We start from the raw sequence: 23,396 nt of genomic DNA on the forward strand, positions 1-23,396 counted from the left end.
ACGATCGCAACCGCCGCTCGCCGCCCGCCGTAGCAGAAACATCTTAGAGCAAGGGCGCTCGGGAGGTATGTCGGCTCTGATATTACGTACTTGGGGGCGCTTCGGCCGGTGTTCGCCCTGTTGGTCCCCGGCCGTCGAAAGGTCCTTTCCATGCTGCTGCCCGTCCGGTCGCCTTGACGGCTCCCCTGTAAGACCCTCACCGATATCCCGTCAGGGTCACCTCGCTTATGATCGGGCGTGACCGATTGATTGAAGGAGACGATGCGGCGCTCGATTTCCCGACGGGCTCTCTGGCTCTGTACCGGAGTCGCCGTGGCGCTTGGCCGGCCGCCGGCGCCTCCCGCTCAGGCCGTCACGGTCGACTCCCCGTCCATGGGGCGGGCGGCCTCCGAGCGCTCGTCCCCCGTCGTCACCCCCCGCTTTTACATCGGCCCTGAGGACGTGCTGGAGGTCAGCGTCTGGCGCAACCCGGATCTCTCGAAGGTCGTCACCGTGCGTCCCGACGGCCGGATCTCACTGCCGCTCATCGGCGACCTCCGTGCGAGCGGACTGACGCCGAGCGAATTGACCTCTCTGATCACCTCCAAGCTCGCGACCTTCATGGAATCCCCCAACGTCTCCGTGATGCTCCAGGAGGTCAAGAGCTACAGCATTTACGTGATGGGGCAGGTCAAGGAACCGGGGCGGTATTTCCTCAAGAGCAAGACGACCCTGCTCCAGGCCATCACCCTCGCCGGCGGCTTCACACCGGCCGCCGATCGGACCCGCATCGTGATCTTCCGCTGGGCGGGCGGCAACAAGGAGATCAAGCTCAAAGCCAGCTACCCGGACATCGTGCTCAAGGACGGGGCCGACCAGAATATCGTCCTGAAACCCGGCGACACGGTCGTCGTCCCCCCGGAAACCCACGTCATCCTCCATTGAGTCACGGCCCGCCGCCATCCTGGCGGCGGGGCCGCCTGCACGCCGTTCTCAGTAAGCAGTCCTCCGGCGCTCGAATTGTGGAGATGCCGACAGTGCCGGGGCGGGTTTCTCGCTATGCTCTCCTCATCCAGGGGTGCCGCTCATGAGCGCTGCACACAAGTCCGCACAGCTCGCCGGCGTCCTCTTGATTCTCTTCGCCGGCTCGCCCGCTGCCGCCGATCCATTCACGGCACCCATCGGCGTCGTCACCGCAACTGAGGGGAACGTCTACGTCGCACGCACGCGGGAGGCGAAGCCGCGCCCCCTCACGGTCGCCGAGCCCCTCTATGCCGAGGATATCCTCGAAACCCAGCCGCGCAGCCGTGCGCAACTGCTCCTCGACGACGACACCTTGATCGCGTTGGCCGAAGACACCCGCTTGGTCCTCTCCGGGAGCGGCGCATCCGGCCGTCGGGCCCTTCTCGAGCCGGTCCGCCTGGAACGCGGACAAGCACGCGTGCTCGTCTCCCGGGCCACGGGCCTGCGCCCTTCGACGTTCCACCTGCGCGCGTCGCATCTGGAGGTAGCGATTGATCACGCGTACGTCGCGCTTTGGCTCCAGGCCTCGGCCCCGCCGACGATGGATTCGACGGGTCCGGTCGAGCAGCCGGCCGCCGCCGCGGTCGGCGTGGCGAATATCGGCACCATCGGGCAGGTGGAGGTCTCATCCGCCGGTGAAACGATACTCCTGCCTCCGGGATCGTTCTCGGTGGCTGCTGAGCGCATGCGCCCTCAGCCGCCGGTCGCTAGTGCCGACGGCGATGCGGTCCAGAGGGTGTTGGCCGCCACCGAAGTCAAACCGATCCCCAAGCCGGACACGGCACGAGCCCTGGTCGCGGCTCTTGAACAGGACCGCCCCCTGCTCGCGGCGTCCGATGCCGCGCGCGAGGCCGTCGCCATGGCGACAGCCAAGCTCCCGTCCGGGCTTTACACGCCGCCGGCCGTCATCTCGGGCGCGATCCCAGGAGGGAGTCCGGCGACGGGCACGTTCCCCTCTCCGGCTACGACCTCGACCGCTCCCTCATCACCGCCCGCTGCTTCGCCGCCTGTCTTTGCGCCGACTCCGGGTGCGCAGCCTTCTCCGCCGGCCCCCGCTCCGCCCCCGGCCACCGTGATCCCGCCCGCCGCTCCGCCGCCCGCACCGCCGGCAGCGCAGCCTCCTCCGTTTCCCAAGTTCGATCTGGACGACATCGTCGCGAAGCTGAACGGGAAGCATGGGAAGAAAGGGAGGGACTGACCGCGACGGGGCGGAAATCAAGCGGGACAAAGGTCGTATGCCAAAAGACGACTTGCGGGCGTTCTAGACCCTCCCGGATTATGCGGGTCGAGCCATGTGTCACTCCCTCCAACAAGCCTCCATGCCGCACCCCGCCGCCTCCCGTGGTCCACGGGACGGGCGGCCTGCACTCATCCTGTGGCTGTGTGCCATTCTCGGCTGCAGCGTCCCCCTGACCGCCGCGGCCAAGGGCGCCTCACACGCTGACCCCCGCTCCACCCAGCCGGCATCCGTCGCTGCCGAGACCACGGCACTCGCCGAGACCCTCCTTGGGAAAGCCTATGAAGACGGGGCCGGGGTCAAGCAGGACCCTGTCGAGGCGGCGCGCCTCTACCGACAGGCCGCACAGCAGGGCTTCGGGCTCGCCCAGTACTATCTCGGCCTCCTCTATGTGAGCGGACGGGGCGTGCCTCAAGACTACCGGGAAGCAGCCGGCTGGCTCGCCCGGGCCGCCGAGCAGGATGTCGCCGACGCGCAAGTGCTGATGGGCGTCCTGTATTACAACGGGCAGGGCGTCGAGCGCGACTACCGTCAGGCGCTGATCTGGTTTCGACGAGCCGCGACCCACGGCAAGGCCCACGCGCAGTACAGCCTCGGCATGATGTATTCGTTGGGGCAGGGCATCCCCCGTGACGAACCGACCGCCGTGGCGTGGTATCAGGCGGCGGCGGCCCAGCACCATCCCGCCGCGTCGCACAATCTCGCGCTGAAATACTTCCAAGGCCACTCGGTGGCCAAGGACGTCGGGACCGCCCTGCGGCTGTTTCACCAGGCGGCCGAGTCCGGCCTGGCCGAATCGCAGTACGTGCTGGGGCGCCTCTACCTCAACGGCGAGGAAATCGCGCCCGATCATGCGGAAGCGCTCCGGTGGTCCCGGCAGGCGGCCGCCCAAGGACATCCGGGCGGCCAAGTGAGCCTGGGGCTGATGTACGCGCGGGGTGACGGCGTCGCGCAGGATGGCGCCGAGGCCGTGCGGCTGTTTCGTGCCGCGGCCGATCAAGGCGATCCCGCAGGACAACTCAATTTGGCGCTGGCGTACTGGATGGGTCTCGGCGTCACGCCGGATCCGGTCGAGGCGTATCTCTGGGCTACGCTGTCCGCAGACCAACGGAACGAGGAAGCCAAGGAGCTCCAAGCCGCCATCCTCAAGGAGATGACGCCCGCGCAGGCGGTCCGCGCCCGCCGCCTCTCACGGACGACGAAGGCCAAAGTCCTGGCTCCCCTGCCCGCCCATGAGCGCCGGTAGCCGGCGATTGTTTCCCACCCGGCCTTCCTGTATACCAACCCGGTGAGCCGCCCTCGTCCCCGCCGCGTTCGACACACGGGTTCCGTCTCCTTCCAGGCGATCTGGCAGCCGGCCTGCCTTCTCCTCGCCCTCATCAGCCCAGTCCTCGCCGCGCCCGCGCCGTGGCCCGAGCTCGCCCGGCATTTGCAAGAGATCGCGCGGCTGGCGCACGCCGGCCCGATGATCACGATCCCCCCGGGATGGTTCCTGATGGGGACCAACCGAAAAGACGACGATCCCTATGGCTTGGCGACGCAGTACGACAACACCGAGCTGCCCCAGCACCGGGTCTGGCTCGACGGCTTCGCGATCGACCGGGACGAGGTGAGCATCGCGGAATTCCTCGCCCACGTGCAGGCCCGACATCGGCATCCGCCCGAGGAGCTCCAACGCTTGATCTGGCACGTCATCACGGTCCACTACCTGCCCGATCCCGTCATCGCGAGCTGGCCGGTCCTGTACGTGACGTGGGAAGAGGCGGCGGAGTTCTGCGCGGCCCACGGGAAGCGCCTGCCGACGGAAGCCGAATGGGAGAAGGCGGCGCGCGGCCCGGACGGCAATCTCTTCCCATGGGGAGACAGCCCCCCGGAGGCGGGCTTGGCCGTCTTCGGACAGTATCACGTGCACGAAATCCCGCTCGTGGCGGCCGTCAACAGCGGCGAGGACGGGCAGAGCCCGTACGGCGTGCGGCACATGGCGGGGAACGTCGCCGAATGGGTGCACGACTGGTTCGGGTTCGACTATTACTCCGTCACGCCGGATCGAAATCCCCGCGGGCCGTCCACCGGTCGCTACAAGGGCGTGCGCGGCGGCTCGTGGAAAAGCCGGCCGAATCTCTTGCGCACCGCCAGCCGCAACGGCGCCACGCCCGACCAACGCTCGGCGACCGTCGGCTTTCGCTGCGCCAAGTCCCTTCCCTGAGCTCCCGCCCCACACCGGCCGGGCGCCTCGATGCGTTTCCTGGTAGAATCGGACGGAGCCTTCGTCATCGTCGGTTCACCCGTCACGAGGTGACCCATGGCAGAGCTGTTCACGGGATTGGAGCGGATCGAAGAAGCCCGGGAGCGACTCATCGGCTCGAGCTTCATGGCCGGACTCTTCCTCGGCCGGCCCGACTTCTCCCTCCTCCTGCCGCCCCCCGAGCCTCCGGACGAGATCGCCGCCGGCGACGCCTATTGTCGGACGATCGAAGCTTTCCTGCGCCGGGAGGTCGATCCGGACGAGATCGAGCGGACCGGCCGCATTCCCGAGCGGGTCCTCAAAGGTCTCTTCGAGCTCGGCGCCTTCGGCATGAAAATCCCGAAGGAGTATGGCGGCCTCGGGCTCTCGTACACCAACTACGGGCGGGTGCTCACGCTGATCGCGAGCTGGAGCAATATCCTCTCGCTCACGGTCGCGGTGCCCCAGTCGATCGGGATCGCCATGCCGATCCTCCTGTTCGGCAACGAAGAGCAGAAAAAGACCTATCTGCCGCGGGTGGCCCGGCAGGAGATCTCGGCGTTTGCCTTGACCGAACCCGCGACGGGGTCGGATGCCGCGAACGTCCAAACCACCGCCGTCCTCGATGCCGCCGGCCGGCACTTCATCGTGAACGGCGAAAAGCTCTGGTGCACGAACGGCCCCATCGCCCGCTTCATCACGTTGATCGCCCGGGTCCCCGCCAAGCGGGTGCAGCACGGTGCGTCCTGGCGATGGATACCCGTGCGCGCCGGGGAAACGCCGGACGACCGGGTGCACACCGCCTTCATCCTCGACATGACGGCGGCCGGGGTGGCGGTACGCGAACGCTGCCAATTCGAAGGCTGCCGGGGAATCGAAAACGGCTGGATCACCCTGCGCGACGTCCGGGTGCCGACCGACAACGTCATCGGCGAGGTGGGCAAAGGGCTGAAGTATGCCTTGACCATCTTGAACGTCGGGCGCGCGATCAGCATCCCGGCCATCTGTCTGGGGATGGCGAAGCAAGCCTGGCAGCCGACGCTCGATCGCGCACAGTCCCGACGAACGTTCCAAAAGCCGCTGGCCGAGCGTCAGACCCAGCAGATGCGGCTCGGGCGGATGGCGACGGACCTGTTTGCCATGGAGTCGCTCGCCTTCCTGGTCTGGCGGATGGCCGACGCGAAGCGCTACGACATCCGGATCGAAGCCGCCATTGCGAAAATTTTCTGCTCCGAGCAGACGATCCAGTTCCTCAAGGACGCCCAGACGATCTTCGGCGGCATGGGCTACGAGACGGCCGACTCCAAGCGGGTCCGGGGGGAGCCGGCCTTCAACATCGAACAGCTCGTCCGGGACGCCGAGATGTATCGGATCGGCGAAGGGGCGACGGATGTCCTGCGCCCGTTCGTCGCCCGCGAGGGGCTGGCCCCGCACCTGGAGCGCGTGGGATCGTACGTCGGCGGCGGCCGAGCGGGGCGGCCGGGCGAGCTGCTGAAGCTCCTGCGCTACTACGTACCCTGGTACGGCCGGCGGCTCAAGCGGCAAGCGCTCCCCGACCACCCGCCCTTCCGGCATCCGAGGGTCGCGCCCCGGTTGCGGTACGTCGAGCAGGCGAGCCGCCGCCTGGCGCGGGCGATCCTCTACGCCATGGCTCTGCACCGTGAGGCCCTGCGTGACGATCAGGGCCGGCAGAATCGGATCGAAATGGTGGGGGAAGATCTGTTGACGATCGCCGCGACGGCGCTGACCGCGCGGGAGAAGGAAGACCGCACACGGGACGGGTCGGCATGGGAGCTCAGCGATGAGTTCTTCCGACGGGCCAAACGGCGGATCGCGGAGAATATCCGCGGCCTGATTTCCAACGACGACCGCCGCCCGGCCGGCGTCGGCCGACGGGCGGTTCAAGGCGGCTTCGGCTTCCTCTCCGACGGGATCGTCCGCCGGGGCCTCGAGGACTATCGCGAGCCCAAGCCGGCGCGGCCGGCCGACTGACGAGGACTGTATCGAGACCGCGGGGCCGCTGACAGAAGCGGGGCGAGGAGCGGCCCGAGTCATCCTTCACGGCGGGTGAAAGCTCGACACAGCGGAAGCCGCCTCGGTCCCCGCCTAGGCCAAGGCGCGGACCTCGTTACGGCCGGCCTGCTTGGCCCGTTGCAAGGCCTGTTCGGCTTGCCGGAGTACCTGCTCCGGCTTCACGGCCTGCGGCGTCGTCTCGGCGGCCCCGATACTGACCGTCACGGCCAACGAGCCGCTTTCCCAAGGGGCATCTCGAGCGGCGATCGCTCTTCGGAGACGCCGGCGCCAGGGCAGGCGGACCGAGGCCCCTGCACCGCGACCCTGAGCGCCTCGAGACGGGGAAGCACGTCGGTGAGCCGGCGCCCCCGAAAGACGATCACGAACCGGTCGCCTTCGTCGCGGAATACCTCTCCTCCGCGTACCCCCGCGACACACTCCGCCACGACACGCAGCGCCCGGTTCCCCACCGACTCGCGATAGTGGGCATTGATCCGCTTCAGCTCGTCGACGTCCACGACGGCCAGCGCGTACCGCCCCGAGAGCGTGCTCAAGACGGAGCGCAGCGCCTCTCGATCTCCGAGGCCCGTCAACTCGTCGTAGTGACTGACCCGATATTCATCCGCGTAGAGCGCGACGATCAGGATCAGTCCCGCGGTGGCCAGGAAATTCGTCGGCGACCAGCCGCGGCCGGCCCCTTCGAGCGCGAGCAGCACGGCCACGAGCGCCCAGGCGAACCCCCGGTCCAGGCGCCCGCCCCAGGTGCAAAACCGGATCGTCATGAGCGCCAATGCGGCGGCAAACGCCAACACCGACGGCTGGGGCAGCCGGGTCCATTGCGTCCAGCGGGGGTCGGTGAACGCGAAACCAAGGGCCGCCGACACGGCTTCGACCCACCCGGCCTTCGGCGAGCGGCACACCGAGAAGATCAGCATCGCCTGCGCCAGGATCAGGGACAGCCAGAGCAGCTCCCGGCGGACGAGGCGCGCGCGCTCCCGGATCAAGGCAAGCGCCAGAAATTTCAACGGCAGGAGCAAGGCCACCGCCTGGAAGGCGGTCTGCCGCGCGTCCGGCTCCAGATTGGCGATCGAGACGAGCGGCCCGAGCGCGCCGTCGGCGACGACCAGCCACAGCGTGGCAAAGACGACCCGGCTCAGGCCGATGTACCAGGCCAGCAGGACGGCCGCGCACAAGACGACGTAGTCATAGGTCAACACCAACGGGCCGGTCCATGTCGGCAGTCCGGTGGGACGAAGGAAGGCCAGCGCGAGAAGGAGCAGCAGTCCGTCGGGAAACACGATGGTGGTGAGGGACTTCAATGGTGCGAGTCGCATGGTACGCGGGATAGGCTAAGTGTAGCCGAACCGAGGTGGGCGAAAAGCCGCGCATTTCCTCTGCTCCCCGTTACCTGGGGCGTGAGCCCGGCGCGTAGAATGACCGGCGCGACACGGTTCGCGCCGTACCCGTCGCCGCTAGCCGAACCGCGCCATGCCGGCCTTCCGCATGCTCTCCTCCTTGTGCACCCGCTCGTCGTACCCGATCTGCCGGAGCACGTCGGCTATCGTGGGCAGGTCGCCGTAGTCCTTCTTGAACGCGCTCTCGAACGGGACGTGCTCCAGCTCGGGATGCTCTTGGGCGAACGCCATGTATTCGTGCTCCGCATGGTCTTCGAATTCGACGTTCAGCCGGTAGCTCCACTCCGGCTTCAGGACGTAGAGGAGCCAACTGACCTGGTAATACAGGAAGGCGACGACCTGCGGGATGAGCCGATGGCGCAGGAACCCTTCGCGGATCCGCCGCCGGTGAATCCATTCTTCCAGGATCAGCAGATGCCACTGTTCGTTGTCCTGGTGCCGGCGACTCTCCTTGACCCGCTCGAAGATCCGGCGTGCGAAATCCTCGTGCTCGTAGCGGTGGGTGATCGCGATATAGGCGACGTGTTCCCAGGCTTGGTACGGCACCCGGGCGATCAGCTCCAGCACCTTGAACTTGCTCCAGCTCCGCCGCCGTCCGTACAGCACGTCCATCATCGTGAAGAGGACCAGGGCCAGCAGACCCGGGCGATGCCGGGGCGCCGAGAGGGTCTTCGCCTGTTCCTCGCGCAACCGTTCAGCGCTCAGCCGCAGCATGTCGTTCATCTCATCGTTCCTTTCTACGCCGACTCGGTTTCACCGAAGAGTCCCAGGCCCGACCTTTTCGTGACACGGGGCGGTGAGGCCCCGCGCGAACAGGCGGCCGAGAGAGGCCCCCAGCGGCCCGGCGAGTGGGATGATGATCAGGCCGGCGAGCAGCCAGGTCCAGGCGCCCGCGGCCGCACTCTCGCCCAGATAGCTCAGGGCCAGCGTCGGAGGGAGCATGCCGAGGAGCGTGGCGATCGCGAACCACCCGAGCGGGAGGGACGACAGCCCGGCGCCGTAGCTGACCGCGTCGAAGCTGAGCACCGGCAACAAGCGCGACGCGAAGACCAGCAGCATCAGATGCCGGCGGGAACAGCCGAGCCAGATGCGCAGCGGCGGCCCGAGACGCGTGGCGAGCAGGCGCCGGCCGAAGGCCCGGCCGATCGAGAAGCTCGCGACCGCCCCCAGGAGCCCACCCAGCACCGTGTAGAGCGCGCCCCACCCGGGGCCGAACGCGGCTCCCGCGGCAACGGCCAGGGGAAGGTTCGGGATCGGCGCGATCACGACCGCGAGCGCCATGACGGCGATGAAGAGGATCGGCGCGCTGCCGCCCCGGGCCTCTACCAACGCATGCAGATCCTGGCTCGGCACCATACGGTCGAGAGCTGAGCCGTAGGACCAGGCAACGACTGCGAGAAGCGCCGCGCCCACGGCGGCTTTGCAGGTGGCCGAGCGCATCATCGTCCCTGCACAGCCGCGTGACGGTCCTCGGTGGACAGTTGCAACACGTGCCCGTCCGGATCACGGACCATGACGGCCTCGGTGAACCCCAACCTGTTGTCGGTGAAACGGACGACGCCGGGCGAGATGAAGGGCGCGGCGTGCTCGCGCAGCCGCTCCGCCGCCAGCTCCAGCCGCTCGACCACGAAGCGGGTTTGCCAATGCATGAGATCGTTGGCCCGCTCGTCAACGGGGATGGGACGGCCATCGCGGGGCGCGAGGTATTCCAGGCACTCCACCGCCGGACCCGCCGCGCCCTTCAGCGTCGTGATCCGCAACCGGGCTCCGAACACGTTGTTCAGGTGCTCTTGCTCGGTCCCGTAGTTGTCGCTCTCACCGATGACCGTCATGCCGAGCACGTCCCGGTAGAACGCCAGACTGGCTTCCGTGTTCCCGACGACGATCGCCGTATGGTCGATTCCCAAGAAAAGCCGATCGCTGGGACGGTGCCATTTGGGCTGCCCCTTGTCCGGCGGAAACCAGAGCAGCTCCAGGTAATGCCCATCCGGGTCACGGAAATAGAACGCCCGGATACCCGCCGCCTGTCGGTTCCAGTCCGGGATCCGCTGGGGGCCCGTGGACGCGTGCTGGACCTTGTGACGGCGCAGCCATGCATATGCACGGTCCATGTCGCTCACGATGATGGCGATATGCTGGAACCACCGGTCCTGGCTGCGGGTATCGACGGGTACGGGACGGCCCTTGGGGGCCAGATACTCGGTCAACTCGATCATGTCCTCGCCGAGCTTCATGCGTACGACCCGCATCCGCGAGCCGAAGACGCCTTCCAGATGCTCGTAGTCCGCTCCCCACACTTCCACATCCGAGACCGCCTCGAATCCGAGCACCGTGCGGTAGAAGTCGATCGAACGGTCCATGTCGCTCACCGTCATCCCGATCGCCTCCACCGCGACGGCCAGCGGGGCGTTCCGTCCGTCGGCGGCCCACGCCCCGCCCGCCAGCGTGAGGCAGACGTAGCAGGCCGCGAGGGCGACGACATGCCTGACACGCAACGGTGTCCGGCTCATGTTCCGTCATCCTTGCCGTTCAGGCGGCGCAGGAGATGATCGCCCACGCGGAGCGCGTTCGCGATGATCGTGAGCGACGGGTTGACGGCGGAGCTGGACACGAAGAAGCTCCCGTCCACCACGTAGAGGTTGTCGAGGTCGTGCGCCTTACAGGTCACGTCGAGCGCCGACGTCTTCGGATTCCGGCCGAACCGGATCGTCCCGCACTGGTGCGCGGTCCCTGCGATCGGGATCTTCTTCCCGAGATAGAGATACGACGGCAGGAGGCGCTCCTCGCATCCGAGCCGTCCGAGCATGCGCTTGAGCCGTGCCGCCAAACGCCGATGCCCCTCCAGGTTGTTCTCGGTGTAGTGGAGCGCGATGTCGCCGGTCTTGGTCAGCGTCACCCGGTTGCTCGGGTCGGGCAAGTCCTCGGACGTCATCCAGAAATCCAAGGAGTGCTTGGCGAGCACGTCCAACGCCAAGCCGGGGGCGAATGCCGGGGCCCCGGCGCGCAACATCTCCAGATCCTGCTTGCCGACCATCGAGATGTGCCCCATCGGGTAGTCCCAGTCGTCCGACCGGAAGTAGAAATCGTTCAGCCCGATCGTCTTCTGGAACTGCGTCGGGTTGGGCTCTTTGGAGATCGCGAGCAGGACCGAGTTGTTGTGGCACATATAGTGGCGGCCCACGACGTCCGAGGAATTGGCGAGACCGCGCGGATGCCGGTCGTTCGCGGATCGCAGGAGCAGCGCGGCCGAATTGATCGCGCCGCACGAGACGACGACGATGTCCGCCGAATACAGCTCCCGCTCGCCCCGACGCGACACCTCGACCGTGGTCACCCGGCGCCCCGAGCCGTCGGTCTGCAGGCGCGCGACCAGCGCGTCGGTCAACAGGGTGACGTTCGGACGGCTGAGGGCGGGGTCGACGCAGACGACCTGGGCGTCGGCTTTGGCGCCGAGAAGACAGGGAAAGCCGTCACAGGTGCTGCACCGGATGCACCGGCTGCGCTCGGGCTGCTCCTCATCCAGCATGACGCCGATGGGGAGGTGAAACGGCCGATGGCCCATCCTCGTCCAGTCATCGTGCAACCGCTGGATCCGGGGCTCGTGCCGCACCGCCGGGAAACGGTAGGGGGCGGTCGCCGGGGGCTCCGTGGGATCTTCCCCTCGCGTGCCGTGCACGTGGTACAGGCGCTCGGCCTCGGTGTAATACGGCTCGAGGTCCTCATAGGTGATCGGCCATTCGGGCGAGATCCCGCCATGGTGCTTGACCTCGCCGAAATCTTCCTTCCGAAAGCGCAGCAGGGCCGCGCCGTAGACCTTCGTGTTCCCGCCGACGCAATAATGAATGCCGGGATGAAAGGGCCGGCCGTGCTGATCCTCCCACGTCACCTTGGCCTTGTAGCGGCTCTCGACGAAGACGGCCCGGGAGCTCCAGTTGTCCTTCTCGCGCGGGAGATAGCCGCCGCGCTCCAACAAGAGGATCCGCCGCCCGGACGGCGCGAGACGGTACGCCAACGTGCCGCCGCCCGCCCCGGTGCCGATGATGATCACATCGTAATGAATGGTGTTCGCCACGGACGCCTCCTTGGCAGGACGTCGCCCTCACGTGCCGCGCCGGCGTCGCCTCGAGAGGCTCGTCGCCGGATCGAAGCCGAACGCTACGGGACAGTCTGCCGGGAGAAGGGATCGTTACAGCGGCGGGCGGGACTCAGAAGTCGGGTCCCTTGGTCGCCAGTCGCATCCGGTAGACGGCGTCGCCGGCGGTGATGTAGAGCGTGAAGCCGTCGTCGCCCCAATTGAGATTCGACGTCGCGGCGCCGATCTCGATGTCGCCGAGATGGGTCCCGTCCGGCGCGAAGATGCTGACGCCGCCGGGCCTGGCCCCGAAGACGTTCCCGGACTGGTCGACCTTGACCCCGTCGGGACCGAAGTAGGGGTCCTTGCGCCAGCGGGTCGCGTCGAAGAAGACGCGGCCGTTCATCACCGTCCCGTCGCTCGTCACGTCATAGGCCAGCCAGGCGGCCCGGCGGGGATCGACGTCCGTGACGTACAGCGTCCGTTCGTCGGGCGAGAACGCGATGCCGTTCGGTGCCCGGATGTTGCGGATGAGGAGCGTCAGCCGGCCGTCCACAGAAAGCCGATAGACCCCTTGGAACGGCAGCTCTTTTCCAGGATCGGCGAAGCGCTCGGGCAGACCGAACGGAGGGTCGGTAAAGTAGATCTCCCCGGTGGACGCGACGACCAGATCATTGGGGCTGTTCAAGCGCTTCCCGTCATACCGATCGGCAAGGGTCGTGAACCGGCCGTCGGCCTCCAGACGCGCCAGGCGCCGGTCACCGTGCTGGCAGAGGATCAGCCGTCCCGCACGATCGAACGCCAAGCCGTTGGAGCCCGGCTCCCGGCCGGGAAACGGCGCCGCTCCCGTATAGCCGCTCGGCTGCAAGAACCGGCTGAGGCCCCCGCCGGCCTTCCACTGCTGCACGACATTGTTCGGAACGTCGGAAAACAGCAGGAACCCATCCGGACGACTCCACACCGGCCCCTCGGTCCAAGCAAAGCCGTCGGCGATCTTTTCAAGCTTCGCGTCCTTCGGGATCAGCCGATCGATGCGCGGGTCGAGACGCGTGATCACCGTCCCCCGGTCGGAGGACGCCTCGATCCCGCCCACTCCGGCAAGCACCGTTCCAAGCGCGGCCAGCAGGAGACCTGCGATGACCCATCGCGCCTTGTTCTTCATCGCCAGGCCTCCCAAGACACCCGAACCGAAGAGTGCAGGTGAATCTCGGTTTCGCCGTCTCTCCTTGTCTCCACTTCACTTCTTTTCAATCGCCCAGCGGGCGGGGCCGGGCGTGCCGGCGCGTCATCGGGGCCGCGGCGGCCTCACGTGAAGGGACCCGGAGCGGGCGCCGCCGCGGCGCTGGCGGATCCTGTTCGAAGCCGCACTCCTGCACCGCAGGGGGTGCGGCAAGTTGATCCGCCAAGCGGAGGCTCCGACCGCCGCCGCGGCCCTGTGGCGTCGAGCGCAGGGCACGCCCGGCCCCGCCCGCCTCCTCATCCTGTGCTTTCGAATCTCTACTTCCCAGCAGCCGATGCCACAGTCGCCTCTCCAAACCCGACGCCCGGCACATTCAGACGGATCCGATAGATCCCCGTCTCCGCGGTCATGTAGAGCGCCTTGCCGTCGTCGTCGCCCCACGCCATGTTGTGCGGGTGCTCGGGCCCCACGATCGTCCCCAGCACCTTGCCGTCCGGTGAGATGATCCACAGACCTCCCGGCCCCGTCACGTAAACGTTCCCGTGCCGATCGACTTTCAAGCCATCCAAGGCATCGTCTCCCGGCACCTGCGTCAAATCCAAGAACACCACGCCGTTGGACAGCGTGCAGTCGGGACGCACGTCGTAGCGCAGGATGATCTTTCGGCCCGGATCCCAATTATCGACGTAGAGAGACTTCTCATCGGGTGACAAGGCCAGGCCGTTGGGACCGTTGAGATCCGTGCTCACTAGCCGCACCCGCCCCTCCTTCCAACAGAAGACGCCGCTGTACGGCAGCTCCTTCCGCGGGTCGTCAAACCCCTTCGGCAGCCCGAACGGAGGATCCGTGAAATAGAGCGCGCCGTCGGAGCGGTAGACCAGGTCGTTGGGGCTGTTGAGACGCTTGCCGTCGTAGCGGTCGGCGAGCACGGTGAGGTTCCCGCGCTTCTCCACCCGCGTGACGCGGCGGTTGCCGTGCTCGTTGATCGTCAACCGGCCTTCTCGGTCCAGTGCGAGGCCGTTCGATCCCGGCTGCCGGTATTCCCCGATATCAAGGCCGGTATAGCCGCTCTTCGTGCGAAACACCGACACCTGGCCATCCGGCGACCACCGGTAGATCGTGTTGCCGTTGGGATCGCTGAACAGCAGATACCCTTCGCTTTCGCCGGTGCGCGGCACCCAGACCGGGCCTTCGGTAAACAAGAACCCGTCCGCCAGTTTCTCGAGCGTGGGATCCGGGGGCACGATGGCCTCGAGGGCCGGATCCGCACGGTGGACCTGGACCGGCACCCGCTCCACGCCCTCCGCTAGAGGCCCGGCGAAGAAGTCGAGCGTGGCGGAGCGGATCCAAATGAAATTACCGGGCGGGTTCGACAGCGGGCCGTTGATGCCGAACACGGCCAACTGGAACCGCTGGCCCGGCTTCGCCTCACGGGTCAAGACGACGCGATTGGGGGCGTTGAACCCCTTGACCGCCCGGCCGCCCGCCTGGCCGAGCACCAGCGGGAGCGCCCCGTTCACCCAGACTTCGGCATAGTCGTCGACGACGATCTCGAAGATCACGGTCGAGCCGGACGGATCGAACCGGCCGATGCGCTCCGGGATCGTCACGGTGATGCGGTACCAGTTGAAGCAGAGCCGCCCGGTGGACCGGCGGGTCTCCAGCTCATCCGGGGTCAGCGTTTGCCACCCCGAGTCATCGAACTCGGCGGCGCCGGCATGCGGCTCATAATCGTAGGTCCTGTTCGGCGGCCCCGATGGGCCCAAATCCGCCCCGGGGCCGTGGTGCGCCACTTCGACGATCTTCGTGTCGCTGTAACGCCACTGCCCGGCCACGAGCCGCACGCCCTCGTCGGTCTTGAGGTCGATGACGGCATCCGGGCGGGGTATCTGCGCCTCGGGCGTCGTCTTGGCGGCGGCGAAGAGCGGGGTCATGAGGCACAGCGCGACCACCGCCACACTCGGTCCTCTTCGGCTCATGTCGCTCCCTCCTGTGCAGTGTCGTCCATCCAGCCATACCCTGAAGAAGACCTCGTGCTCCCGCGGCTGCGAGCCCACTGATCCGGGAGCGCTTCTCCTGCAACAGCCGAAACGCCGCGTGCGACGCGCCGGGGAGGGTTCACGCGGCCAAGCGCCTGGTGTCGCGACGGCTTCGTCGACCCGCCATGAATCATGCGGGCTAGCGGGAAGCCGCCTCCGGGCTCGGGCCGTGCCGCCCGGCGTCCCGCACCTTCACCACGTAGTAATCGAACGGCGCTTCCACCTCGGTGAACCAATGGGGCACGCCGTTGGGAATGATCATGACGTCGCCGGGCGCCAGACGGCGACTCTCGCCGTGCTCCACCGAGCTCGCGCGGAGCTCGTGGGGAGCGATCGTCTTCGTCCCGATCGGCGTCCCTCCGGTCACGACCGTCGCCGTCCCTTTCAACACATAGACGATGTCCGTATCCAACTCATGGATCTCCACCACACCCGGCTTCTCGCGATGGCTCGCGTGGACCATGTAGTTGCGGCTCGCGTGCATGGGGCGCTCATCCTCCCCGATCAGGACGGCCCCGTGTTGAAAGGCCGCCGCGACCGTGCCGCTTCCGATGTAGGTCACCGGCAGAGCGCGGCTCCCGTCCTCGCCGGCCGCCTGCTCCATCGATTCGAGCGCCTTGGCCCCCGCGATCGCCAGATCCTCGTCCTGTTGGGCGCTGGCTGCGCCGCTCACCCCGACGGCTCCGATCACGTGGCCCTCCCAATGAAGCGGCACGCCTCCTTGGAGCGGAGTGAAGTCGTTCAGCGCGACCATCGTCGTGCGGCCTTCGTTCACGATCTCTTCGAAGACCTTCGTCGGCTTCTTGAACAGCGCGGCGGTGCGCGCCTTCCCGATCGCGATGTTGGCTCCGGCCGCGAACGTCCCATCCATCCGCTCGACCGCCATGAGGTTCCCGCCGTCATCGACGACGGCGATCACCCCGCCCGGTGCCTGAACCCGCTTCGCCTCGGCGACCGCCGCGGCGATGACCCGCTTCGCTCCTTCGATGGTCAGCGCCCGCTTGTCCGACACGGAATCGGCATGGGCCGCTCCGCCCGTCAACAGCGCGACCGCGCCGATCGCCCACACTGTCCTGATCGCGTTCATGGTCTTCTCCTTCCCTGCGAATGAGGCCGGCGGTCGGCCTCAGCTCCACCTCCGAGAGGGAAGCCGAGCGCCGACCGGGGCTCCCCCTTCGTTACCGCCCCATCGCCATCCCGTCGGCGTGCGCCAGGCTTCCCGCGTGCTTCATCGCGGCTTCCCCGGAGGCCGTCATGATCGGTTTGGCGAAGCTCGCTTCTCCGAGCAGCGCTTCGGCCCACGCGCACCAGATCTGCACTTTGGCGACGTCATGGACGTACGGCGGCAGGACGATCGTCCGGTTGTCCTTCTCTCCGCTGAGGAGGCCCCCTTTGATCCTCAGCCGGTTCAAGAGGTAGACGTGGCCTTTCGAGTCCACCACCTGCCAATGCGGGGCCGGCGTATCGGGGATCTTGAAATCATCCGACCAACTGAGCGTGTCCTTGTCGCCCTGGCGGGCGTGCATCGCGGTCCCGGCATTCGCCTTGACCCCTTCGAACTTGGTCGTCGTGTGGCCATCGGCGGCAAAGCCGGCGCCCGAGCCAGCGAGGACGAGTGCCAGGGCCGTGACGATGAGACGAGAACGACGAGCGAGTGACTGCGTCCACATAGGGTCCTCCTTTGGAAAGATGGTCCGCCGCGCCATCGGCGCTCCGCTCGGTAGTCTCGATGCCGGTGGGTTCGTTACAGACCAGCGAGCGGCCTTGGTCGGGACCGCTTCACTTCGCCCCCCTCGATGCCGTATAACGGCTCTCCATGGATCTCTCCACGACGATCGGGCTCATCGCCGGCACGCTCACGACCATTGCCTTTCTCCCGCAACTCACGAAGACCTGGAAGTCCAAATCGGCCAAGGACATGTCGCTCGCCATGCTGGCCACGTTCACGACCGGCGTCTTGCTCTGGTTGATCTACGGTCTCCTCGTTCAGGCTCCGCCCGTGATCGCCGCGAACGTGGTCACACTGATCCTGGCCGCGACGATCCTGGTGTTGAAGCTGCGCTACGGCTGAGGGGAGCCGTCACCTGCTCGTCGCCGAGCCGGGCCGCGCCGACTGCGGCTCAACGAGCGTGCGGCTGGCTGTGCTCGAAGTAGCGGCAGCGGAAGATGCACCGGCTGGCCGCATCGTGGTAGAGCTTCGCGCAGCGGACGGTGCGGGCGCGCCCGCCGCGCAGGTAGCATTCGGCCGCGAGCAGCATCCCGATCGGCGGAGCCGTGAAGTAGACCCACAAGGCGGTCCAGAGCCGGGCGGGGACGGCGGACGCAAAGGTCCGCGCCGGGTTCATGCTGAAGCCGGACAGCGGCGATTCGAAGACGACGTACGCACTGACGAGCGCTCCCGCCAGGAACCCCGTCCACCGAGCCGCGCGGCTGTTCGACGCCCACAGCACCGTCAGCATGAGGACGAAGGAAATCGCGATCTCGGCGATGAAGGCGACGCCGGGCCCGTCCGGACCCGGAAGCGTAGCCACGTAGTTGACCGCCGGATCGGCCAGATAGCGGCCGATGAACGCGTGGAGCAGCAGGATCCCCAAGATCCCGCCGAGAAACTGCCCCGCGATGTAGCCGACGGCATCTCGCCCCGCGATTTTTCCGAGCCGGAAGAAGGTCAGCGTGACGGCCGGGTTCACGTGTGCGCCGGACCGGCGGCCCCACGGGGAATAGATCAAGCCGATCGCCGTCATGCCCATGGCGAGTCCCATGAGCACCCGCCGCAGGAACGGATCCGCGACGGCACGATGGACCGGGGACGCAGGATGCTCGAGGATGGCGGCGAATCCCGCGGCCGAGACCATGAAGAGACCGAGCCCGAGCGCTTCCATCGCATACTCGGGCCAATGCCGTCCGACGTCAGCCACGGGCGGCCGCCGCGGACGCCCGGACGGCGTAGACCATCCGGCGCCGCTCCCCACGCAGGGGATGGGACGAAAGCTCCTCCGCGACCTCTCCACATCGGTGACATCGCCACGCCCGCATCGTCAGCCGCTCGGCCTCGTCCAGGACCACGTCACACGTCTGGAGCATCGCGCCCCGGCACCGCTGGCATCGCATGGCCTCCTCCTTGGACGTCGCTCGAGCACCCGGCCGCTCGGCCGGCGCTCAACGCCGGCCCTCGACGAGCAATCCAAGCGATAGTCCAGTAAGAGGGAGCTTCGTTACGAGGCTCAGCGGGGATGGACGGCGATCAGGCAAGCCGTCGCGGGCGGGCCTCGATCCTTGGGCTATCGGGCGGGTGTCAGGCTGATCCGTCGGGTCGGCCTTTGGATCGGTGACGGGCGAGCAGGTCGAGACATTTGGCGACCAGCGCGGTCCATCCGGTCTGGTGACCGGCGCCGATCCCCGCGCCGTTGTCGCCGTGGAAGTACTCGTAGAACAAAAGCAGATCCCGCCAATGAGGATCCTGCTGGAACTTCTCGGTCCCCCCATACACCGGCCTCCGGCCGTCACCGTCCCTGACGAAGATGCTCGTCAGGCGGCGCGACAGATCCAACGCGATCTGCTCGAGCGTCATCGTCCGGCCCGAGCCGGTCGGGCATTCGACGGTAAAGCCGTCCCCGAGGTAGTAGTGGAACTTCTGGAGCGACTCGATGATCAGATAGTTGACCGGAAACCAGATCGGCCCGCGCCAGTTGGAATTGCCGCCGAACAGGCCGGTGCTGGACTCCGCGGGCTCGTAGTCGACGCGGTAGTCCATGCCCCCGCAGTGGAGCCGATAGGGATGATCGCGGTGGTGCCGCGAGAGCGCGCGGATCCCGAACGGGGCCAGGAACTCCCCTTCGTCGAGCATGTAGCGCAGGACCTTCCGGAGCCGCGTGCGGTTGACGAGCGAGAGGAACCGGCGGACTCCGCCGTCGTGCGATTGGGTTTCGACGTGCAGGCTGAAGTCGGGCCGGTGCTCGATGAACCACTGCATCCGGTGCTTGAAGCGCGGCAGCGCGTCGACGATCTCGGAGTCCAAGGTTTCGACGGCGAAGAGCGGGATCAGCCCCACCATCGACCGCACCTTCATGGGGACATTGGTCCCGTCCGGCAGATGGAGCACGTCGTAGAAGAAGCCGTCGCCTCGGTCCCAGAGCTCGATCTTCTCGTCCCCGATGTTGTTGATGGCCCGGCAGATGTACACGAAGTGCTCGAAGAACTTGCTGGCCACGTCTTCGTACGCGCGGTTGTCCTTGGCCAGCTCCAACGCGATCTGCAGCATGTTCAGGCAGTACATCCCCATCCAGCTCGTCGCGTCCGACTGCTCGATGTGCCCGCCGGTCGGGAGCGGCGCGCTCCGGTCGAACACCCCGATGTTGTCCAGACCCAAGAACCCGCCTTGGAAGATGTTCTTCCCCTCGGCATCCTTCCGGTTGACCCACCAGGTGAAGTTCAGGAGCAGCTTGTGGAAGACGCGCTCGAGGAACAGACGGTCCCCCGCGCCCGTGCGTTTCTTCTCGATCTTATACACCCGCCACGCCGCCCACGCGTGCACGGGGGGATTCACGTCGCCGAAGGCCCATTCGTACGCCGGGAGCTGGCCGTTCGGATGCAGGTACCACTCGCGCAGCATCAGCACGAGCTGCTCCTTGGCGAAGGTCGGATCCACCATGGCGAGCGGAATGCAGTGGAACGCGAGGTCCCAGGCCGCATACCAGGGGTACTCCCACTTGTCGGGCATCGAAATGACATCGGCGTTGTAGAGATGGGTCCAGTCGGCGTTTCGGCCGCGCAGGCGGCCGGGAGGCGGCTCGGGCCCCGCGGGATCGCCTTTCAGCCAGCGACTCACGTCGTAGTGATAGAACTGCTTGCTCCAGAGCAGCCCGGCGAACGCCTGCCGCTGCACGCGGCGCTCGTCCTCGGAGAGACCCGCCGGGGTGACGGCGGCATAGAACTCGTCCGCCTCACGGCGCCGCTGCGCGACCATCCGATCGAAGGACGGGTCGAACGGCGGCGCCGGGTCCAGGTCCGTCAGCCTCAGCCTGATCGTCCAGGCCTCCCCTGGTGCCAGCGTGTGGACATACTGCGCGGCCGCCTTGGAGCCGATCCGGTCGGGATTCACCGCCTCCTTCACCCCGTGGACGACATAGTCGTTGATCCCGTCCTTCGCGAAGCGCGGTCCGTCCGGAACCTGGTACAGGCGCCGCAGGTTCGTCTCGTTTTCCGTGAACAGGAGCTCGGGGGCGCCCTCGCACGACAGACGGCGCCGCCCATAGTAGTCGTGGCTCAGCTCGATCACGCTCGCGTCGACCCCGCCCGCCTGCGCCGCCATCCGCGGGCGCCGGACGTCGAGGCCCCAGGACCAGGTGTTCCGGAACCAGAGCGTGGGGAGCACGGTCAGCTCGGCCGCGTCAGGTCCCCGATTCACCACCTCCACGCGGATCAGCAGGTCCTCGGGCGTCGCCTTCGCGTACTCGACGAACACATCGAAGTAGCGATCGTGGGCGAACACGCCGGTGTCGAGCAGCTCGAACTCGAGCTCGCGCCGGCTGCGCCGGCGGTTCTCTTCGACCAACGCCGCATAGGGGAACGGCGCCTGCGGATACTTGTAGAGCGCCTTCATGTAGGAGTGCGTCGGCGTCGAGTCGAGATAGAAGTAGTATTCCTTGACGTCCTCGCCGTGATTCCCTTCGTTCCCGGTCAGGCCGAACAGGCGTTCTTTCAGGATCGGGTCCTTGCCGTTCCACAAGGCGAGGGCAAAGCAAATGTACTGATGGCGGTCGCAGATCCCGGCAATCCCGTCCTCGTTCCAGCGGTAGGCCCGCGAACGCGCCTGATCGTGCGGGAAGTACTCCCACGCCGTGCCGCCCGGGCTGTAGTCCTCGCGGACCGTTCCCCATGCCCGCTCACTCACATAGGGCCCCCATCGCTTCCAGTGCCGCTGCCGACGGGCGCTTTCCTCGAGGCGCCGCGCTTCAGCGCTACGATCGTCCGGCTGCGTCATCGCCGTCCTCTCTGTTCACGCCCGTGCCCCCGCGTCGCCCCGGGAGCGGCCAAGACACCGTGCAAGAGCCGGAGCACTTCGCCCAAGGACCACGCCTGAAACGGGCAGCCGCGCGGTGTGAACGGCGCCTCGGCATCAGCCAGCTCCGACACGTGACCGAGACCGGCGGCCTGGAGGTGATCCAGCAAGGGCTGCACGTAGCGCGTTCTCGCCTGCTCCACCACCTCGCGACGAGACCGGCGTACCCGGACCCACGCTTCGACGAACGGTCCGGCCAGCCACGGCCAGACCGTTCCCTGGTGGTACGCCCCATCGCGCTCACGGACGCCGCCCTCATAACGGGGAGCATACCCGGGCTCGCCGGGCGCGAGCGAACGCAGCCCCATGGGCGTCCAGAGCCGCGCCTCGACCAGATCGACGATCCGCCGAGCGCGCGGACCCGTGAGCAGTTGACGGGGAAGTCCGCCGACCGCAAAGATTTGGTTGGGACGGCACCGCGCGTCCACCTTCCCGGGGACGTGGTCCACGTCGACCACGTCGTAGAGCGACCCGCCGTCGGGATTCCAGAATCGCTGGCCGAACGCGGTGGCGCCCCGCTCGTAGACGCGCGTCCACTCGGGCGACACCCGGCTTGCGATCCAGAGCGCATTCAGCCACAGCGCCTGGACCTCGACCGGCTTTCCGATTCTCGGCGTCACCACCCAGTCGCCGACCTTCGCGTCCATCCAAGTCAGCTGCACACCGGGTCGGCCCGCCGCGAGCAGGCCGTCGGCATCGAGATGGATCCCATAGCGGGTGCCCCGCGCGTAGCCGGTCAGGATCGCCTGAACCGCTTCGAGCAACCGGCGGCGATCGGCCGGTTTGGTCCGGGCATTGGAGCGGGCCGCCGCCGCCAAGTACTCGTGCACCGCGGCCACGTACCACAGCGAGGCATCCACGGCATTGTACTCCGGCTCACCCCCGGCATCGGGAAACCGGTTCGGCAGCATGCCCTCGGACACCGTCTCCGCCCACGCGAGCAAGACGGCTCCCGCGACGTCGAGCCGGCCGGTCGCCAGGCAGAGGCCCCGCATCGCGATGAACGTGTCACGCCCCCAATCGGTGAACCAGGGATAGCCGGCGATGATCGTCCGGGCAGGCGCCGCCGCAGGGTCTCGCGTCGGCGGCCGCCGATCGGTCTGCACCACGTAGGCATCGGCGGCGCGATGCAACGGCGACGGGAAGCGATGACGGCGCCGATGCTCGGCCGACCGCCACGCCTTCACGCTGGGCTCGAGCGCCAGACGGGACCGAAGGAGCGACTGCCCAGCGCGCTCCGTGGTCAGCACCCAGACCGCTTCCCCGGCCGACAGCGTCCACCGCAAGACTCCCGGCGACGCCAGATCTTCGACGTCGTCGAGCCCGCGGGCTCGTTCTTCTCGGTACAAGAAATTGCGATACCAGAGAGGGTCGTGGCGGTAGTCGCCGTTGGCGAGGGAAAGGACGCCCGGCACGCCCGGATAGGGACGCCAGACGACGCCGCTTGGCTGATAGGCCGGTTCGAACCGAAAGATCGGATTCTCGCGATGGAGCGCGTGGTACTCCCGGCCGGACAGGAGCGGGCGGACGCAGAGGACGACGTCGTTCGCGGGGTGAACCAGCCGCCACGCCAAGACGGCCACCGGCCTTCCGTGGGTGACGAACAGGTCGTGCTCGACCTCTACGCCGTCATCCACCCGGTATCGCCAGCACGGCCAGGGCTCGTGCGTGAAACTGACGAGGCGCTGAACACCGTCCGGGTGCAGAAGTCCCGGGTGGTAGGACTGGGACGAGAGGGCGCAGCGCCGGCCCGCGTGCTCTACCCAGGCTTCGCAACCGTTCACGAGAACCATCCGGCCGGTCGGGGGCGAGGTCGCGGCCAGGAGCAGCGCGTGATACCGGCGGGTCCTGACGCCGGCCGCGGTGCCCGATGAGAAGCCGCCGAGCCCATCGGTCTCCAGCCACTCCATGGTCATCAACCGATCCACATCCATCGGTCGCTCCGATCACCCGTACCGTCCCGTACAGCGCCGGGCGAGCCAAGGCCCGGCCAGGCAGGTCGTAACACGGCCGGCGTGAAGGCCGGCCGCTCCACCTGTGGTCTTCAAAGCCCTCAGTGTGTTACAGGGCCTTCTCGATGGCAAGAGGAAAGGGCGGAGGATCGTTCTGAACGAACGATTGAAGGAAGGAACGTCCCCAGGGATGAATGGATC

At 67.4% G+C, this 23,396-nt stretch carries 20 protein-coding genes; 6 read left to right on the forward strand and 14 right to left on the reverse strand.

Features of this window, described 5'->3' with window-relative positions; all coding sequences use genetic code 11:
• Positions 1 to 261 precede the first annotated feature (261 nt).
• The 5 genes from ACWHYV_RS16120 (at position 262) to ACWHYV_RS16140 (ending at position 6,455) form a co-directional block, all read left to right on the forward strand.
• Entirely contained in the window at positions 262 to 924 is a 663-nt protein-coding gene (locus ACWHYV_RS16120; RefSeq protein WP_447977514.1) for a polysaccharide biosynthesis/export family protein, read from the forward strand.
• A 142-nt stretch (positions 925 to 1,066) separates the two neighbouring features.
• Complete coding sequence (locus ACWHYV_RS16125) at positions 1,067 to 2,200, forward strand: FecR domain-containing protein (RefSeq protein WP_447977515.1); 1,134 nt, start codon at positions 1,067 to 1,069, stop codon at positions 2,198 to 2,200.
• Positions 2,201 to 2,321: 121 nt separating this feature from the next.
• Positions 2,322 to 3,485: an SEL1-like repeat protein gene (locus tag ACWHYV_RS16130; RefSeq protein ID WP_447977516.1), complete on the forward strand. Its 1,164-nt coding sequence runs from the start codon at positions 2,322 to 2,324 to the stop codon at positions 3,483 to 3,485.
• Between the two features lie 42 nt (positions 3,486 to 3,527).
• Complete coding sequence (locus ACWHYV_RS16135; RefSeq protein ID WP_447977517.1) at positions 3,528 to 4,445, forward strand: formylglycine-generating enzyme family protein; 918 nt, start codon at positions 3,528 to 3,530, stop codon at positions 4,443 to 4,445.
• A 96-nt stretch (positions 4,446 to 4,541) separates the two neighbouring features.
• Positions 4,542 to 6,455, forward strand: a complete 1,914-nt coding sequence (locus tag ACWHYV_RS16140; RefSeq protein ID WP_447977518.1) for an acyl-CoA dehydrogenase family protein — start codon at positions 4,542 to 4,544, stop codon at positions 6,453 to 6,455.
• 114 nt (positions 6,456 to 6,569) lie between these two features.
• On the opposite strand, the gene ACWHYV_RS16145 is transcribed toward ACWHYV_RS16140, so the two are convergent.
• The 10 genes from ACWHYV_RS16145 to ACWHYV_RS16190 all read right to left on the reverse strand — a co-directional run bounded on the left by ACWHYV_RS16145 (position 6,570) and on the right by ACWHYV_RS16190 (position 16,852).
• Positions 6,570 to 6,701, reverse strand: coding sequence for a diguanylate cyclase domain-containing protein (locus ACWHYV_RS16145; protein ID WP_447977519.1), 132 nt, complete (start codon positions 6,699 to 6,701; stop codon positions 6,570 to 6,572).
• Positions 6,698 to 7,810, reverse strand: a complete 1,113-nt coding sequence (locus ACWHYV_RS16150; protein ID WP_447977520.1) for a diguanylate cyclase domain-containing protein — start codon at positions 7,808 to 7,810, stop codon at positions 6,698 to 6,700. The genes ACWHYV_RS16145 and ACWHYV_RS16150 overlap by 4 nt, the downstream gene beginning before the upstream one ends.
• Before the next feature lie 138 nt (positions 7,811 to 7,948).
• On the reverse strand, positions 7,949 to 8,614 hold the full coding sequence (locus tag ACWHYV_RS16155) for an alternative oxidase (RefSeq protein ID WP_447977521.1): 666 nt from the start codon (positions 8,612 to 8,614) through the stop codon (positions 7,949 to 7,951).
• Between the two features lie 30 nt (positions 8,615 to 8,644).
• Positions 8,645 to 9,334 (reverse strand): TVP38/TMEM64 family protein, encoded by a 690-nt coding sequence (locus tag ACWHYV_RS16160; protein ID WP_447977522.1) that lies wholly within the window; start codon positions 9,332 to 9,334, stop codon positions 8,645 to 8,647.
• On the reverse strand, positions 9,331 to 10,401 hold the full coding sequence (locus tag ACWHYV_RS16165) for a VOC family protein (protein WP_447977523.1): 1,071 nt from the start codon (positions 10,399 to 10,401) through the stop codon (positions 9,331 to 9,333). The genes ACWHYV_RS16160 and ACWHYV_RS16165 overlap by 4 nt, the downstream gene beginning before the upstream one ends.
• Entirely contained in the window at positions 10,398 to 11,963 is a 1,566-nt protein-coding gene (locus ACWHYV_RS16170; protein ID WP_447977524.1) for a GMC oxidoreductase, read from the reverse strand. Before ACWHYV_RS16170 ends, ACWHYV_RS16165 begins: the two co-directional genes overlap by 4 nt.
• A gap of 133 nt (positions 11,964 to 12,096) precedes the next feature.
• Complete coding sequence (locus ACWHYV_RS16175) at positions 12,097 to 13,125, reverse strand: SMP-30/gluconolactonase/LRE family protein (protein ID WP_447977525.1); 1,029 nt, start codon at positions 13,123 to 13,125, stop codon at positions 12,097 to 12,099.
• 335 nt (positions 13,126 to 13,460) lie between these two features.
• The gene (locus ACWHYV_RS16180; RefSeq protein WP_447977526.1) at positions 13,461 to 15,122 is read right to left on the reverse strand and encodes an SMP-30/gluconolactonase/LRE family protein; all 1,662 of its coding nucleotides are present in this window, start codon (positions 15,120 to 15,122) and stop codon (positions 13,461 to 13,463) included.
• Positions 15,123 to 15,321: 199 nt separating this feature from the next.
• Positions 15,322 to 16,269: a heme-binding protein gene (locus ACWHYV_RS16185; protein WP_447977527.1), complete on the reverse strand. Its 948-nt coding sequence runs from the start codon at positions 16,267 to 16,269 to the stop codon at positions 15,322 to 15,324.
• A gap of 91 nt (positions 16,270 to 16,360) precedes the next feature.
• Positions 16,361 to 16,852 carry a hypothetical protein gene (locus ACWHYV_RS16190; RefSeq protein ID WP_447977528.1) on the reverse strand — a complete coding sequence of 164 codons (492 nt, stop codon included), beginning with the start codon at positions 16,850 to 16,852 and terminating at the stop codon, positions 16,361 to 16,363.
• A gap of 146 nt (positions 16,853 to 16,998) precedes the next feature.
• Here ACWHYV_RS16190 and ACWHYV_RS16195 point away from each other — a divergent pair, with 146 nt between their 5' ends.
• Entirely contained in the window at positions 16,999 to 17,253 is a 255-nt protein-coding gene (locus tag ACWHYV_RS16195; RefSeq protein ID WP_447977529.1) for a SemiSWEET transporter, read from the forward strand.
• A 49-nt stretch (positions 17,254 to 17,302) separates the two neighbouring features.
• On the opposite strand, the gene ACWHYV_RS16200 is transcribed toward ACWHYV_RS16195, so the two are convergent.
• From ACWHYV_RS16200 to ACWHYV_RS16215, 4 genes are all read right to left on the reverse strand, one after another.
• Positions 17,303 to 18,100: an MIP/aquaporin family protein gene (locus tag ACWHYV_RS16200; protein WP_447977530.1), complete on the reverse strand. Its 798-nt coding sequence runs from the start codon at positions 18,098 to 18,100 to the stop codon at positions 17,303 to 17,305.
• Positions 18,093 to 18,293 carry a hypothetical protein gene (locus tag ACWHYV_RS16205; RefSeq protein ID WP_447977531.1) on the reverse strand — a complete coding sequence of 67 codons (201 nt, stop codon included), beginning with the start codon at positions 18,291 to 18,293 and terminating at the stop codon, positions 18,093 to 18,095. Before ACWHYV_RS16205 ends, ACWHYV_RS16200 begins: the two co-directional genes overlap by 8 nt.
• Before the next feature lie 184 nt (positions 18,294 to 18,477).
• Positions 18,478 to 21,165, reverse strand: a complete 2,688-nt coding sequence (locus ACWHYV_RS16210) for an MGH1-like glycoside hydrolase domain-containing protein (protein ID WP_447977532.1) — start codon at positions 21,163 to 21,165, stop codon at positions 18,478 to 18,480.
• Complete coding sequence (locus tag ACWHYV_RS16215; RefSeq protein ID WP_447977533.1) at positions 21,162 to 23,177, reverse strand: amylo-alpha-1,6-glucosidase; 2,016 nt, start codon at positions 23,175 to 23,177, stop codon at positions 21,162 to 21,164. The genes ACWHYV_RS16210 and ACWHYV_RS16215 overlap by 4 nt, the downstream gene beginning before the upstream one ends.
• Positions 23,178 to 23,396 lie beyond the last annotated feature (219 nt).

Source organism: Candidatus Nitrospira bockiana (assembly GCF_965152565.1).